Origin of the sequence: Streptococcus pseudopneumoniae, from assembly GCF_001068775.1 — a bacterium.
Taxonomy (GTDB): Bacteria; Bacillota; Bacilli; order Lactobacillales; family Streptococcaceae; genus Streptococcus; species Streptococcus pseudopneumoniae_N.
Genome location: NZ_JWAJ01000097.1, coordinates 14,813 through 28,801, shown reverse-complemented (window position 1 = coordinate 28,801; position 13,989 = coordinate 14,813). Strand labels below are relative to the sequence as shown.

The 13,989-nt window shown below is 39.5% G+C and carries 19 protein-coding genes; all 19 read left to right on the top strand.

All coding sequences use genetic code 11. The features are described from left to right. The first annotated feature begins 2 nt into the window (after positions 1–2). The 19 genes from secY to ADF68_RS04715 all read left to right on the top strand — a co-directional run bounded on the left by secY (position 3) and on the right by ADF68_RS04715 (position 13,989). A complete protein-coding gene (gene secY / locus ADF68_RS04805; protein ID WP_049548846.1) occupies positions 3–1,313 on the top strand; it encodes a preprotein translocase subunit SecY in 1,311 nt (436 codons plus the stop codon). Positions 1,314–1,468: 155 nt separating this feature from the next. Next, the gene (locus ADF68_RS04800; protein WP_049548845.1) at positions 1,469–2,107 is read left to right on the top strand and encodes an adenylate kinase; all 639 of its coding nucleotides are present in this window, start codon (positions 1,469–1,471) and stop codon (positions 2,105–2,107) included. Between the two features lie 117 nt (positions 2,108–2,224). Beyond that, positions 2,225–2,443 carry a translation initiation factor IF-1 gene (infA, locus tag ADF68_RS04795; protein WP_001029883.1) on the top strand — a complete coding sequence of 73 codons (219 nt, stop codon included), beginning with the start codon at positions 2,225–2,227 and terminating at the stop codon, positions 2,441–2,443. Positions 2,444–2,467: 24 nt separating this feature from the next. Beyond that, complete coding sequence (rpmJ, locus tag ADF68_RS04790; RefSeq protein WP_001808836.1) at positions 2,468–2,584, top strand: 50S ribosomal protein L36; 117 nt, start codon at positions 2,468–2,470, stop codon at positions 2,582–2,584. Between the two features lie 17 nt (positions 2,585–2,601). Beyond that, positions 2,602–2,967, top strand: a complete 366-nt coding sequence (gene rpsM, locus ADF68_RS04785; protein WP_000090783.1) for a 30S ribosomal protein S13 — start codon at positions 2,602–2,604, stop codon at positions 2,965–2,967. Positions 2,968–2,984: 17 nt separating this feature from the next. Beyond that, positions 2,985–3,368 carry a 30S ribosomal protein S11 gene (gene rpsK / locus ADF68_RS04780; protein ID WP_001118385.1) on the top strand — a complete coding sequence of 128 codons (384 nt, stop codon included), beginning with the start codon at positions 2,985–2,987 and terminating at the stop codon, positions 3,366–3,368. A gap of 42 nt (positions 3,369–3,410) precedes the next feature. Then, complete coding sequence (locus ADF68_RS04775; protein WP_000568996.1) at positions 3,411–4,346, top strand: DNA-directed RNA polymerase subunit alpha; 936 nt, start codon at positions 3,411–3,413, stop codon at positions 4,344–4,346. 11 nt (positions 4,347–4,357) lie between these two features. Then, positions 4,358–4,744 carry a 50S ribosomal protein L17 gene (gene rplQ / locus ADF68_RS04770; protein ID WP_000331493.1) on the top strand — a complete coding sequence of 129 codons (387 nt, stop codon included), beginning with the start codon at positions 4,358–4,360 and terminating at the stop codon, positions 4,742–4,744. A 465-nt stretch (positions 4,745–5,209) separates the two neighbouring features. Further along, positions 5,210–5,476: an ACT domain-containing protein gene (locus ADF68_RS04765; RefSeq protein WP_000644115.1), complete on the top strand. Its 267-nt coding sequence runs from the start codon at positions 5,210–5,212 to the stop codon at positions 5,474–5,476. A gap of 9 nt (positions 5,477–5,485) precedes the next feature. Then, positions 5,486–6,823 (top strand): PFL family protein, encoded by a 1,338-nt coding sequence (locus ADF68_RS04760; protein ID WP_049548844.1) that lies wholly within the window; start codon positions 5,486–5,488, stop codon positions 6,821–6,823. 329 nt (positions 6,824–7,152) lie between these two features. After that, complete coding sequence (gene rnpA / locus ADF68_RS04755; RefSeq protein ID WP_045762469.1) at positions 7,153–7,524, top strand: ribonuclease P protein component; 372 nt, start codon at positions 7,153–7,155, stop codon at positions 7,522–7,524. Next, positions 7,499–8,326 carry a YidC/Oxa1 family membrane protein insertase gene (locus ADF68_RS04750; RefSeq protein WP_000728106.1) on the top strand — a complete coding sequence of 276 codons (828 nt, stop codon included), beginning with the start codon at positions 7,499–7,501 and terminating at the stop codon, positions 8,324–8,326. The genes rnpA and ADF68_RS04750 overlap by 26 nt, the downstream gene beginning before the upstream one ends. A gap of 14 nt (positions 8,327–8,340) precedes the next feature. Continuing rightward, positions 8,341–9,306 (top strand): RNA-binding cell elongation regulator Jag/EloR, encoded by a 966-nt coding sequence (jag, locus tag ADF68_RS04745; protein ID WP_049548843.1) that lies wholly within the window; start codon positions 8,341–8,343, stop codon positions 9,304–9,306. A 55-nt stretch (positions 9,307–9,361) separates the two neighbouring features. Next, positions 9,362–9,997, top strand: a complete 636-nt coding sequence (locus ADF68_RS04740; protein ID WP_049548842.1) for a hypothetical protein — start codon at positions 9,362–9,364, stop codon at positions 9,995–9,997. Positions 9,998–10,115: 118 nt separating this feature from the next. Then, on the top strand, positions 10,116–11,573 hold the full coding sequence (locus ADF68_RS04735; RefSeq protein WP_049548841.1) for a PTS ascorbate transporter subunit IIC: 1,458 nt from the start codon (positions 10,116–10,118) through the stop codon (positions 11,571–11,573). Positions 11,574–11,596: 23 nt separating this feature from the next. Further along, positions 11,597–11,878 carry a PTS sugar transporter subunit IIB gene (locus ADF68_RS04730; protein WP_000241466.1) on the top strand — a complete coding sequence of 94 codons (282 nt, stop codon included), beginning with the start codon at positions 11,597–11,599 and terminating at the stop codon, positions 11,876–11,878. A 76-nt stretch (positions 11,879–11,954) separates the two neighbouring features. After that, positions 11,955–12,440 (top strand): PTS sugar transporter subunit IIA, encoded by a 486-nt coding sequence (locus ADF68_RS04725; RefSeq protein WP_049548840.1) that lies wholly within the window; start codon positions 11,955–11,957, stop codon positions 12,438–12,440. Between the two features lie 16 nt (positions 12,441–12,456). Next, complete coding sequence (locus ADF68_RS04720) at positions 12,457–13,122, top strand: 3-keto-L-gulonate-6-phosphate decarboxylase UlaD (RefSeq protein ID WP_049548839.1); 666 nt, start codon at positions 12,457–12,459, stop codon at positions 13,120–13,122. A gap of 3 nt (positions 13,123–13,125) precedes the next feature. After that, a complete protein-coding gene (locus tag ADF68_RS04715) occupies positions 13,126–13,989 on the top strand; it encodes an L-ribulose-5-phosphate 3-epimerase (RefSeq protein WP_006153346.1) in 864 nt (287 codons plus the stop codon).

Sequence of the window (13,989 nt, the reverse complement as noted above, 5' to 3'; positions counted from 1 at the left end):
CTATGTTTTTTAAATTATTGAGAGAAGCTCTCAAGGTCAAGCAAGTTCGATCAAAAATTCTTTTTACAATTTTTATCGTTTTGGTCTTCCGTATCGGGACTAGCATTACAGTTCCATGGGTCAATGCCAACAGCTTGAATGCTTTGAGTGGTCTATCTTTTCTAAATATGTTGAGCTTGGTGTCTGGTAATGCCATGAAAAACTTTTCAGTTTTTGCACTTGGTGTTAGTCCATACATTACTGCTTCTATCGTTGTCCAACTCTTACAAATGGATTTATTACCAAAGTTTGTAGAGTGGGGCAAACAAGGGGAAGTTGGTCGTAGAAAGTTGAACCAGGCAACGCGATATATTGCCCTTGTTCTTGCATTCGTGCAATCTATCGGAATTACAGCTGGTTTTAATGCTTTATCTGGAGCCAAACTTTTGACTGTTCCTCTAACACCACAAGTTTTCCTTGTGATTGGAGCAATCCTAACAGCGGGTAGTATGATTGTAACTTGGTTGGGAGAGCAAATTACTGATAAGGGTTATGGGAATGGTGTTTCCATGATTATCTTTGCGGGGATTGTTGCTTCAATTCCTGATATGATCAAGGGTATCTATGTTGACTATTTTGTCAACGTACCAAGCGACCGCTTGACTTCATCCCTCATTTTTGTTGCTATCTTAATCGTAGCAGTCTTATTGATTGTTTACTTTACAACTTATGTTCAACAAGCTGAATATAAGATACCAATTCAGTATACTAAGGTAGCACAAGGAGCACCATCAAGTTCCTATCTTCCATTGAAGATTAACCCTGCAGGAGTTATTCCAGTTATCTTTGCTAGCTCAATTACAGCAGCACCAGCGGCAATTTTACAATTTGTAAGTGCATCTGGTCTTGATTGGGCCTGGGTACGTAGTGCTCAGGAGTTACTATCTACAACAGCCCCTACAGGTATCGCTTTGTACGCTCTGTTGATTATCCTCTTTACATTCTTCTATACATTTGTACAGATTAATCCTGAGAAAGCAGCAGAGAATTTACAAAAGAGCGGTGCTTACATTCACGGTGTCCGTCCTGGTAAAGGGACTGAAGAATATATGTCAAAACTTCTTCGTCGTCTCGCAACAGTCGGCTCACTCTTCCTTGGTGTGATTTCTATTTTACCGATTGTGGCTAAGGATGTCTTTGGTCTTTCAGAAGTCGTTGCTTTTGGAGGTACCAGTCTCTTGATCATTATCTCAACAGGTATTGAAGGAATCAAACAATTGGAAGGTTATCTATTGAAACGTAAATATGTTGGTTTTATGAATACAACAGAATAATTGTAATAGAAAATAAAATTCACTATTGCTCAGAGAGTGGAGTGTAAAAATCAAAGACCTTGTCAGATTTTTTACTCCTCTCTTCTATTTTGTTCTTAAATAGGAGTTGAAATGAATTTTTGCTTCTATTTAAAAACAAAAAAGGAGTTTGAATCATGAATCTTTTGATTATGGGATTACCTGGTGCAGGTAAGGGAACACAAGCAGCTAGAATTGTGGAACAATTTCATGTAGCTCATATCTCAACAGGAGATATGTTCCGTGCTGCGATGGCTAACCAAACTGAAATGGGTGTTCTAGCCAAGTCATACATTGATAAGGGTGAGTTAGTTCCAGATGAAGTTACAAACGGAATCGTTAAAGAACGTTTGGCTCAAGGTGACATTAAGGAAAAAGGATTCCTCTTAGACGGTTTCCCTCGTACCATTGAACAAGCCCACGCTTTGGATCAAATTTTGGTAGACCTTGGTCTTGAACTTGAGGGTGTAATCAATATTGAAGTAGATCCATCATGCCTACTCGAACGTTTGAGTGGTCGTATCATTCACCGTGAAACTGGCGAAACTTTCCACAAAGTTTTCAATCCACCAGTTGATTACAAAGAAGAAGACTACTATCAACGTGAAGATGACAAACCAGAAACAGTAAAACGTCGTTTGGATGTCAATATTGCCCAAGGTGAACCGATTATTGCTCACTATCGTGCTAAAGGTTTGGTACATGATATCGAAGGTAATCAAGATATCAATGATGTATTTGCAGATATCGAAAAAGTATTGACAAAATTGAAATAAAAGCGTTTTTCATGCTTGCAAAATGTCTCTACAAATGTTATACTGAGTTAGTCTGACTTATAATTGTTGTCTCTGTGTCTAGAGGCATCAAATCGAAATTTATGGAGGTACTTTTGCGTGGCAAAAGACGATGTGATTGAAGTTGAAGGTAAAGTAGTTGATACTATGCCGAATGCAATGTTTACGGTTGAACTTGAAAATGGACATCAGATTTTAGCAACAGTTTCTGGTAAAATTCGTAAAAACTATATTCGTATTTTAGCGGGAGATCGTGTTACTGTCGAAATGAGTCCATATGACTTGACACGTGGACGTATCACTTACCGCTTTAAATAATCGAAAAACTTGGAGGGATAAGAAATGAAAGTAAGACCATCGGTCAAACCAATTTGCGAATACTGTAAAGTTATTCGTCGTAATGGTCGTGTTATGGTAATTTGCCCAGCAAATCCAAAACACAAACAACGTCAAGGATAAGATAGAAAGGAGAAAACATGGCTCGTATTGCTGGAGTTGACATTCCAAATGACAAACGCGTAGTAATTTCATTGACTTATGTGTACGGTATCGGACTTCCAACATCTAAGAAAATCTTGGCAGCTGCTGGAATTTCAGAAGATGTACGTGTTCGCGATCTTACACCAGATCAAGAAGATGCTATCCGTCGTGAAGTGGATGCAATCAAAGTTGAAGGTGACCTTCGTCGTGAAGTTAACTTGAACATCAAACGTTTGATGGAAATCGGTTCATACCGTGGTATCCGTCACCGTCGTGGACTTCCTGTCCGTGGACAAAACACTAAAAACAACGCTCGCACTCGTAAAGGTAAAGCTGTTGCGATTGCTGGTAAGAAAAAATAATATAGGAGGTAAAAGTCTTGGCTAAACCAACACGTAAACGTCGTGTGAAAAAGAATATCGAATCTGGTATTGCTCATATTCACGCTACATTTAATAACACTATTGTTATGATTACTGATGTGCATGGTAATGCAATTGCTTGGTCATCAGCTGGTGCTCTTGGTTTCAAAGGTTCTCGTAAATCTACACCATTTGCTGCTCAAATGGCTTCTGAAGCTGCTGCTAAATCTGCACAAGAACACGGTCTTAAGTCAGTTGAAGTTACTGTTAAAGGTCCAGGTTCTGGTCGTGAGTCAGCTATTCGTGCTCTTGCTGCCGCTGGTCTTGAAGTAACAGCAATTCGTGATGTGACTCCAGTGCCACACAATGGTGCTCGTCCTCCAAAACGTCGCCGTGTATAATCATAACCTTACACTGCTTTTCGTTTAAGAGGGAGTAACTAAATGATCGAGTTTGAAAAACCAAATATAACAAAAATTGATGAAAATAAAGATTATGGCAAGTTTGTAATCGAACCGCTTGAACGTGGTTACGGTACAACACTTGGTAACTCTCTTCGTCGTGTACTTCTAGCTTCTCTTCCAGGGGCTGCTGTAACATCTATCAATATCGAAGGTGTATTGCATGAATTTGATACAGTTCCGGGTGTTCGCGAAGACGTGATGCAAATCATTCTGAACATCAAAGGTATTGCAGTAAAATCTTACGTTAAAGACGAAAAGATCATTGAACTAGATGTGCAAGGTCCTGCTGAAATTACAGCTGGAGATATCTTGACAGATAGCGACATTGAAATTGTAAATCCAGATCATTATCTCTTTACAATCGGTGAAGGTTCTTCTCTAAAGGCGACAATGACTGTTAACAGTGGTCGTGGATATGTACCTGCTGATGAAAATAAAAAAGATAATGCACCAGTTGGAACACTTGCTGTAGATTCTATTTATACACCAGTTACAAAAGTCAACTATCAAGTTGAACCTGCTCGTGTAGGTAGCAATGATGGTTTCGACAAATTAACCCTTGAAATCTTGACTAATGGAACAATTATTCCAGAAGATGCTTTAGGGCTTTCAGCGCGTATCTTGACTGAGCACCTTGATTTGTTTACAAATCTTACAGAGATTGCTAAGTCAGCAGAAGTGATGAAAGAAGCTGATACTGAATCGGACGACCGTATCTTGGAACGTACGATTGAGGAACTTGACTTGTCTGTGCGTTCATACAACTGTTTGAAACGTGCCGGTATCAACACTGTGCATGATTTGACAGAAAAATCTGAAGCAGAGATGATGAAAGTAAGAAATCTTGGACGCAAGAGTTTGGAAGAAGTGAAAGTCAAACTCATTGATTTGGGTCTTGGATTAAAAGATAAATAAAGGAGGAATAAATGGCTTACCGTAAACTAGGACGCACTAGCTCACAACGTAAAGCAATGCTTCGCGATTTGACAACTGACCTTTTGATCAACGAATCAATCGTGACAACTGAAGCTCGTGCTAAAGAAATCCGTAAAACTGTTGAAAAAATGATTACTCTAGGTAAACGTGGTGATTTGCATGCACGTCGTCAAGCAGCTGCTTTCGTACGTAATGAAATCGCATCTGAAAACTATGATGAAGCAACTGATAAGTACACTTCTACTACAGCACTTCAAAAATTGTTCTCAGAAATCGCACCTCGTTATGCTGAGCGTAACGGTGGATACACTCGTATCCTTAAAACTGAACCACGTCGTGGTGATGCAGCGCCAATGGCGATCATCGAATTAGTATAAAATCATCAATTTTGTTGAGTGTTATGATGATGGGGTCTTGTGCTCTTAGTCTAGCTCTGGTCTACCGCTAGGACTTATGTCCTAGCGGGAACACTCATCATAAGATGATAAGGTAGACGCTTGTTTACGAAATTGTTTTTTACTAAAGAACAATTTCGTAAGCAGGCGTTTTTGAGTATTTTATTAAGAAATATGCTATACTATTGAAAACGAAAATCAACAATGTTCATTTTTTCAAAAATATTCTATAAAGAGGTTATGAGCCAATATACTATCACTTTCAATTTCTAAACTAGCGACTTGGTAAAAAAATACTAGTCTGGTACAAGATCAACTAAGAGATTTCTTAGGGGTTCAACTTGGACAATTGTTCACTATTAAGTGATTTAGTTACTCTATCTCCCCTTTTTTATTTTGTTTTTGGCCGAAATGGATATTGTTCTGTGTTAGAAACGGAGTTTAATCATGAAAGCTATTATTACTGTTGTTGGTAAAGATAAATCTGGAATTGTTGCAGGTGTTGCGACAAAAATTGCTGAATTAGGCTTAAATATTGATGATATCTCACAAACAGTCTTGGACGAATTCTTTACAATGATGGCTGTGGTATCTAGTGATGAAAAGCAAGATTTTACTCATCTTAGAAACGAATTTGAGGTTTTTGGTCAGACTTTGAATGTCAAAATCAATATTCAAAGTGCGGCTATTTTTGATGCTATGTACAATATCTAGGAGGTATTTATGGATATTAGACAAGTTACCGAAACAATCGCTATGATTGAGGAGCAAAACTTTGACATTAGAACCATTACCATGGGGATTTCCCTTTTGGACTGTATCGATCCAGATATCAATCGTGCTGCGGATAAAATATATGAAAAGATTACTACAAAAGCTGCTAATTTAGTGGCTGTTGGGGATGAAATTGCGGCTGAGTTAGGAATTCCTATTGTGAATAAACGTGTGTCTGTAACTCCAATTTCCCTGATTGGTGCTGCTACCGATGCGACGGATTATGTAGTCTTAGCTAAAGCACTGGATAAAGCTGCGAAAGAAATTGGTGTTGACTTCATTGGTGGTTTTTCAGCCTTGGTACAAAAGGGTTATCAAAAAGGTGATGAAATCCTTATCAACTCCATTCCTCGTGCATTGGCAGAAACGGATAAGGTTTGTTCATCAGTAAATATCGGTTCTACCAAATCGGGCATCAATATGACTGCAGTAGCGGATATGGGGCGCGTTATTAAGGAAACAGCTTCTTTATCTGATATGGGGGCGGCTAAATTGGTTGTATTTGCCAACGCGGTAGAGGACAATCCTTTTATGGCAGGAGCTTTTCATGGTGTAGGTGAAGCAGATGTCATCATCAATGTAGGTGTTTCAGGACCGGGTGTTGTCAAACGTGCCTTGGAAAAGGTTCGAGGTCAGAGCTTTGATGTTGTTGCTGAAACTGTTAAAAAAACGGCTTTCAAGATTACCCGTATTGGTCAATTGGTTGGTCAAATGGCTAGTGAGCGCCTCGGAGTTGATTTTGGGATTGTCGATTTAAGTTTAGCTCCAACTCCAGCAGTGGGTGATTCTGTAGCTCGTGTTCTTGAAGAAATGGGGCTAGAGACAGTTGGGACTCATGGAACGACTGCTGCCTTGGCTCTCTTGAACGATCAAGTTAAAAAAGGCGGAGTTATGGCTTGCAACCAAGTTGGTGGTTTGTCTGGTGCCTTTATCCCAGTTTCTGAGGACGAGGGGATGATTGCTGCAGTGCAAAACGGCTCCCTTAATTTGGAAAAACTAGAAGCTATGACGGCTATCTGTTCAGTTGGTTTGGATATGATTGCCATTCCTGAGGATACACCTGCAGAAACGATTGCGGCAATGATTGCGGATGAAGCTGCTATCGGAGTCATCAATATGAAAACAACTGCTGTACGTATTATTCCAAAAGGAAAAGAAGGCGATATGATTGAATTTGGTGGCCTTCTAGGAACGGCTCCAGTCATGAAAGTTAACGGTGCCTCGTCTGTCGACTTCATTGCACGTGGAGGGCAAATCCCGGCTCCAATCCATAGTTTTAAAAATTAAAAAGAAGTGAAATCTGTTTAAGTTGGATTTAAGGATAGACCTGTATACTACTATCATTAAATAAAGACCTCCTAACTTTATTTAATAGAAATCCTAACTTTTTCATAATAATCTCCTACAAAAGTCACTCTTTGGAGTGACTTTTGTTTTATATCAAGAGAAAATAAAGAAAGTAGCATGTTCAAATTTGTAAATTTGTTTAAAAATAAGATGATTTAAAGGATGAAACTAGTTTTTTCATTCTGTAAAACGGGCTAAAACCTTGCTATGATTGGCTTTTTGAAAAATTATGGTATAATAGTAGTAGTTTTAATAGATGGAGTTGAATTTTGAAAAAACGCTTTCGTGTAAAAAAAGAGAAAGATTTTAGTGCAATATTTAAAAAAGGGGAGAGTTTTGCTAATCGTAAATTTGTTATTTATCGATTAGAAAATAATGAACAGCATTTTCGAGTTGGCCTATCTGTCAGTAAAAAATTAGGAAACGCTGTCACGAGGAATCAGATCAAGAGAAGAATTCGACATATTCTGATTGAACATAAAAATCAGCTGGTTGAAAATGTAGATTTTGTTGTGATTGCTCGAAAAGGTGTTGAAATTTTGGACTACGCGGAAATGGAAAAAAATCTACTTCACGTATTAAAGTTATCAAAGATTTACCAGGAAGGAAATGGGAGTGAAAAAGAAATTACAGTTGACTAGCTTAATGGTGCTTGCTTTATTTGTGATGAGCGCCTGCACGGCTAGTGGTACGACGAGTGAGATTACAGCTGAATCAACAGGTTTTTGGAGTAAATTTGTTTATTTTTTTGCTGAAACCATTCGCTTTTTATCATTTGATACAAGTATTGGTCTGGGGATTATTTTATTTACCCTTTTAATCAGAACCATTCTTTTACCAGTCTTTCAGATACAAATGGTGGCATCTAGAAAGATGCAAGAAGTACAACCACTGGTTAAGGAGTTGCGAGAACGTTATCCGGGACGGGATATGGAGAGCCGTACCAAGTTGGACCAAGAAATGCGTCAGTTGTTCAAGCAACATGGTGTCAAACAGTCAGCTTCTCTCTGGCCAATCTTAATCCAAATGCCAGTCTTGTTGGCCTTGTTCCAAGCTTTGAGTAGGGTAGAATTTCTAAAAACGGGTCATTTCTTATGGATTAACCTTGGTGGTGTTGATACGACTTTTGTTTTGCCTATTCTGGCAGCTATCTTTACTTTCCTTAGCACGTGGTTATCCAATAAGGCCATGGTTGAGAAAAATGGCGCCATGACAGGGATGATGTATGCAATGCCAGTAATGATTTTCTTCTTTGCCATGTATTCACCAAGTGGGGTTGCCTTATACTGGGCGGTATCCAATGCTTATCAGGTGCTCCAAACCTATTTGCTCAACAATCCATTCAAGATTATTGCAGAGCGTGAGGCGGGAGTACAGGCTAAGAAGGATTTAGAAATCAAGAAGAGAAAAGCTCTCAAGAAAGCACAGAAAAAGAAAAAGTAAGGAGGAATCTTGTAATGGTATTATTTACAGGTTCAACTGTTGAGGAAGCGATCCAAACGGGATTGAAGGAATTGGGGATTCCTAGAATGAAGGCGCATATTAAGGTTGTCTCAAGGGAGAAAAAAGGTTTCTTTGGCCTTTTTGGGAAGAAACCAGCGCAAGTTGATATCGAAGCAATTAGTGAGACAACTGTTGTGAAGGCAAATCAGCAAGCAGTCAAAGGAGTTCCAAAGGAAGTTAATGCTAAGAACGAACCCGTTAAGACTGTTAGTGAGGCAACAGTAGACTTAGGTCATGTTGTTGAAGCAATCAAGAAAATCGAGGAAGAAGGGCAAGGGATCTCTGAAGAGGTTAAGGCCGAAATTCTAAAAAATGAGAAAGAGGCTAGTACAATTTTAGAGGAGACTGGTCATATTGCCATTCTAAAAGATTTACTGCCAGAAGAATCTAAAGAGCAGGAAGAACAGGAAGAAGTCGAGCAGAATGATGATTTAGAAAATCTAGGTTTGAAGATTGAACCGACCTATGATATTGACCAGGTGGTCGAAGAAGTGACCAACTATGTTCAAGGTATTATTGATGATATGGATGTTGAGGGAGCAATTTCAAGTACCTCAAATCGCCGTTCTATCAATATGCAAATTGATACCAATGAACCGGGTCGTATTATCGGTTACCATGGTAAGGTTTTGAAATCTCTCCAGCTTTTAGCGCAAAATTATCTTTATAACCGCTATTCAAGAACCTTCTATATTACCATCAATGTTAATGATTATGTAGAGCACCGTGCAGAAGTCTTGCAGAGCTATGCACAGAAGTTAGCTACACGTGTCCTAGAAGAGGGGCGTAGTCAGGTGACTGATCCAATGTCTAGTAGCGAACGTAAAATCATCCATCGTATTATTTCACGTATGGAGGGTGTCACTAGTTATTCAGAAGGTGATGAACCAAATCGTTACGTTGTGGTTGATACAGAATAATCAAAGCAAAATCAGGGGCATCCTGATTTTTTGCTAGCTAAGGGAGGTTGATCTTATGTTGAATACAATGAGAGAATATCTAGCTTTCTCTGGTTTACAGTATCAAAAACCCGAGAAGGCAGGTCAAGAAGCTGAAAAAATGCTTTATTTGAGGAGTAAGGGGCAGGAGGCTAGAAAGGTCTTTGCACACTTAGCCAAGGCTTTTCAAGAAAGACATCCAGAATGGGATCTCCAAGGGACGAGTCAGTGGATGAATCAAGCCCAACGTTTGCGACCGCATTTCTGGGCCTATCTACAGCGTGAGGGAGAAGTGACAGAGCCTATGTTGGCCCTTCGTTTGTATGGAAGTCCTTCTGATTTTGGAGTTTCGCTTGAAGTTAGTTTTATCGAACGTAAGAAGGATGAGCGAACATTAGGCAAACAGGCCAAGGTCCTAGAAGTTCCAGTATTAGACGGAATTTACTATCTAGTCTACTCAAATGGAGAAAGTCACAAGATGGAGGCTACTGAGGAAAAACGTCAAATTTTAAGAGAAAAACTATCCCATCAGGAAGTCCGAAAAGTTTTGGTGAAGATAGATGTTCCAGTGACAGAAAATTTATCTGAAGAAGAAATCCTAGAAGCCCTACTGGAATCTTATAATATAATTCTTCCTTATTATCTAGCTACGAGAAAATCGGACGATTATTAAAATATCATAAATCATACAGTCCAAGAGTGAACAGTCCGCTGTGTAATTCTTGGTCTTTTTGTTTCCGTTTTCACATTATATAATAAACTTACAAAAACAATTCAAAAGGAGAACAATTATGGAAGTCATTTCAAGTGTTCTAAATTGGTTTTCTAGCAATATTTTGCAGAATCCCGCATTTTTCGTAGGTTTATTGGTGCTAATAGGATACGCACTTTTGAAAAAACCTGCTCATGACGTTTTCTCAGGTTTCGTTAAAGCAACAGTAGGATATATGTTGCTCAACGTGGGTGCTGGTGGTTTGGTTACAACCTTCCGTCCAATCTTGGCAGCCCTTAACTATAAATTTCAAATCGGTGCAGCGGTTATTGACCCTTACTTTGGACTTGCTGCAGCAAACAACAAAATTGCAGCAGAGTTTCCAGATTTCGTTGGGACTGCAACTACAGCTCTATTGATCGGTTTTGGAGTAAATATCTTGCTTGTAGCTCTACGCAAGATTACGAAAGTAAGAACCCTCTTTATTACTGGTCACATTATGGTACAACAAGCTGCGACTGTATCTCTTATGGTTCTATTCTTAGTCCCACAATTGCGCAATGCTTATGGTACAGCAGCAATCGGTATCATCTGTGGCCTTTACTGGGCAGTTAGTTCAAATATGACTGTTGAGGCAACTCAACGTCTGACTGGTGGTGGCGGATTTGCGATTGGTCACCAACAACAATTTGCAATCTGGTTTGTAGATAAAGTGGCAGGACGCTTTGGCAAGAAAGAAGAAAGTCTAGACAATCTTAAATTGCCTAAGTTCCTCTCAATCTTCCATGATACAGTTGTTGCCTCTGCTACTTTGATGCTCGTATTCTTCGGAGCTATTCTTTTAATCTTGGGTCCAGACATTATGTCTAATAAAGAAGTCATCACTTCAGGAACTCTATTTAATCCTGCAAAACAAGATTTCTTTATGTACATTATCCAAACAGCCTTCACCTTCTCTGTTTACTTGTTCGTTTTGATGCAAGGTGTCCGCATGTTCGTATCTGAGTTGACAAATGCCTTCCAAGGTATTTCAAACAAATTGTTGCCAGGTTCATTCCCAGCGGTCGACGTTGCGGCTTCTTATGGATTTGGTTCACCAAATGCGGTCTTGTCAGGATTTGCCTTTGGTTTGATTGGTCAATTGATTACAATTGTCTTGCTCATCGTCTTTAAAAATCCGATTCTTATTATTACAGGATTTGTACCAGTGTTCTTTGATAATGCCGCCATCGCGGTCTATGCTGATAAGCGTGGCGGATGGAAAGCAGCCGTTATCCTATCTTTCATCTCAGGTGTCCTTCAAGTTGCTCTAGGAGCTCTTTGTGTGGCCCTTCTCGACTTAGCATCTTACGGTGGTTACCATGGAAATATCGACTTCGAATTCCCATGGCTTGGATTTGGATACATCTTCAAATATCTCGGTATTGTTGGTTATGTACTTGTATGTCTCTTCTTGCTTGTTATTCCTCAACTTCAATTTGCCAAAGCAAAAGATAAAGAAAAATACTACAAGGGTGAAGTTCAAGAAGAAGCATAGTTTCTAGAAAAGGAGAAAATAAAATGGTTAAAGTATTAGCAGCGTGCGGAAATGGAATGGGTTCATCTATGGTTATCAAGATGAAGGTTGAAAATGCCCTCCGTAAACTTAATCAAACAGATTTTACAGTCAATTCATGCAGTGTCGGTGAAGCAAAAGGTTTAGCAGCAGGCTATGACATCGTAATCGCTTCTCTTCATTTAATCCAAGAATTGGAAGGTCGGACTAATGGGAAGTTAATTGGGCTTGACAACTTGATGGATGATAAAGAAATTACTGAAAAACTCAGTCAAGCACTACAGTAAAAGGTTGGAGGGGGCTGGACAGAAACTGAGAGTTATCGTTTCTGTCCTTCTCCCTCTTTAAATAAAGGAGGCAGATATGAATTTAAAACAAGCTTTAATTGACAATGACTCGATCCGACTAGGTTTAGAAGCTAACGATTGGAAAGAAGCAGTCAAGGTAGCAGTAGATCCCTTGATTGAAAGTGGGGCGATTTTGCCAGAGTATTACGATGCTATCATCGAATCGACTGAAGAGTATGGTCCTTACTATATCTTGATGCCAGGTATGGCTATGCCCCATGCTAGACCTGAAGCTGGAGTACAAAGAGATGCCTTTTCATTGATTACCTTGCAAAATCCTGTTGTATTTCCAGATGGGAAAGAGGTCTCTGTTTTGTTGGCACTAGCAGCAACAAGCTCAAAAATTCACACAAGTGTAGCTATTCCACAAATCATTGCCTTATTTGAATTAGAAGATTCTATCGCACGTTTACAGGCTTGCCAGACTAAAGAAGATGTCTTGGCGATGATTGAAGAATCTAAGGATAGCCCTTATCTCGAAGGATTGGATTTGGAAAGTTAGAAAGAGGAATAAAGAGATGACAAAAAGAATACCTAATTTACAAGTTGCATTAGACCATTCAGACTTGCAAGGAGCAATTAAAGCAGCTGTTTCTGTTGGTCAGGAAGTAGATATTATCGAAGCTGGAACTGTTTGCTTGCTTCAAGTTGGAAGTGAACTGGTTGAGGTCTTGCGAAGCCTTTTCCCAGATAAGATTATTGTAGCAGACACAAAATGTGCTGATGCTGGTGGAACAGTTGCCAAAAATAATGCCGTTCGTGGAGCAGATTGGATGACTTGTATCTGTTGTGCAACCATCCCTACTATGGAAGCCGCTCTAAAGGCTATCAAGGCTGAACGTGGGGACCGAGGCGAAATCCAGATCGAGCTTTATGGTGATTGGACTTTTGAACAAGCTCAGCTTTGGCTAGATGCAGGTATCTCACAAGCTATCTATCACCAATCTCGTGATGCCCTTCTTGCTGGTGAAACTTGGGGTGAAAAAGACCTTAATAAGGTTAAAAAACTCATTGACATGGGCTTCCGAGTTTCTGTAACAGGTGGTCTAGATGTAGATACTCTCAAACTCTTTGAAGGTGTTGATGTTTTTACCTTTATCGCAGGTCGTGGAATTACAGAGGCTGCGGATCCAGCAGGAGCAGCGCGTGCCTTCAAGGATGAAATCAAACGAATTTGGGGGTAAACCATGGCACGTCCAATTGGAATTTATGAAAAGGCAACCCCGACACACTTTACTTGGCTAGAACGTTTAAATTTTGCTAAGGAGTTAGGCTTTGATTTTGTCGAGATGTCTATTGACGAACGTGATGAGCGTTTAGCAAGACTTGACTGGAGCAAGGAAGAACGCTTGGAAGTTGTCAAAGCGATCTATGAAACTGGAGTTCGTATTCCTTCTATCTGTTTTTCAGGTCATCGTCGCTACCCATTGGGATCAAATGATCCAGTTCTAGAGGAAAAATCTCTAGAACTCATGAAAAAATGTATCGAATTAGCCCAAGACTTGGGAGTTCGTACGATTCAATTAGCTGGTTACGATGTTTACTATGAGGAAAAGTCACCCCAGACACGCCAACGTTTTATCAAAAATTTGAGAAAAGCTTGTGACTGGGCTGAAGAAGCTCAGGTGGTACTTGCCATTGAAATTATGGATGATCCTTTTATCAATAGCATCGAAAAATACTTGGCTGTAGAAAAAGAGATTGACTCTCCCTACCTTTTTGTCTACCCAGATATTGGTAATGTATCTGCCTGGCATAATGATGTCTATAGTGAGTTCTATCTAGGTCACCATGCTATCGCCGCTCTCCATCTCAAGGATACTTATGCAGTGACAGAAAGTTCAAAGGGCCAATTCCGAGATGTACCTTTCGGGCAAGGTTGTGTCAAATGGGAAGAAGCTTTCGATATTTTAAAACAAACTAATTATAATGGACCTTTCCTAATCGAAATGTGGTCTGAAAATTGTGAAACTGTAGAAGAAACACGCGCAGCCATTCAAGAGGCGCAAGCTTTTCTCTATCCACTAATTAAGAAAGCAGGTTTGATGTAA

Coding starts and splice junctions, on each gene's coding strand:
- ADF68_RS04720 (WP_049548839.1), top strand. CDS start 12,457: ATGACAAAAAGAATACCTAATTTACAAGTTGCATTAGACCATTCAGAC.
- ADF68_RS04760 (WP_049548844.1), top strand. CDS start 5,486: ATGGATATTAGACAAGTTACCGAAACAATCGCTATGATTGAGGAGCAA.
- ADF68_RS04715 (WP_006153346.1), top strand. CDS start 13,126: ATGGCACGTCCAATTGGAATTTATGAAAAGGCAACCCCGACACACTTT.
- rplQ (WP_000331493.1), top strand. CDS start 4,358: ATGGCTTACCGTAAACTAGGACGCACTAGCTCACAACGTAAAGCAATG.
- ADF68_RS04730 (WP_000241466.1), top strand. CDS start 11,597: ATGGTTAAAGTATTAGCAGCGTGCGGAAATGGAATGGGTTCATCTATG.
- ADF68_RS04765 (WP_000644115.1), top strand. CDS start 5,210: ATGAAAGCTATTATTACTGTTGTTGGTAAAGATAAATCTGGAATTGTT.
- secY (WP_049548846.1), top strand. CDS start 3: ATGTTTTTTAAATTATTGAGAGAAGCTCTCAAGGTCAAGCAAGTTCGA.
- ADF68_RS04735 (WP_049548841.1), top strand. CDS start 10,116: ATGGAAGTCATTTCAAGTGTTCTAAATTGGTTTTCTAGCAATATTTTG.
- ADF68_RS04740 (WP_049548842.1), top strand. CDS start 9,362: ATGTTGAATACAATGAGAGAATATCTAGCTTTCTCTGGTTTACAGTAT.
- ADF68_RS04800 (WP_049548845.1), top strand. CDS start 1,469: ATGAATCTTTTGATTATGGGATTACCTGGTGCAGGTAAGGGAACACAA.
- jag (WP_049548843.1), top strand. CDS start 8,341: ATGGTATTATTTACAGGTTCAACTGTTGAGGAAGCGATCCAAACGGGA.
- rpsM (WP_000090783.1), top strand. CDS start 2,602: ATGGCTCGTATTGCTGGAGTTGACATTCCAAATGACAAACGCGTAGTA.
- ADF68_RS04775 (WP_000568996.1), top strand. CDS start 3,411: ATGATCGAGTTTGAAAAACCAAATATAACAAAAATTGATGAAAATAAA.
- rpmJ (WP_001808836.1), top strand. CDS start 2,468: ATGAAAGTAAGACCATCGGTCAAACCAATTTGCGAATACTGTAAAGTT.
- ADF68_RS04725 (WP_049548840.1), top strand. CDS start 11,955: ATGAATTTAAAACAAGCTTTAATTGACAATGACTCGATCCGACTAGGT.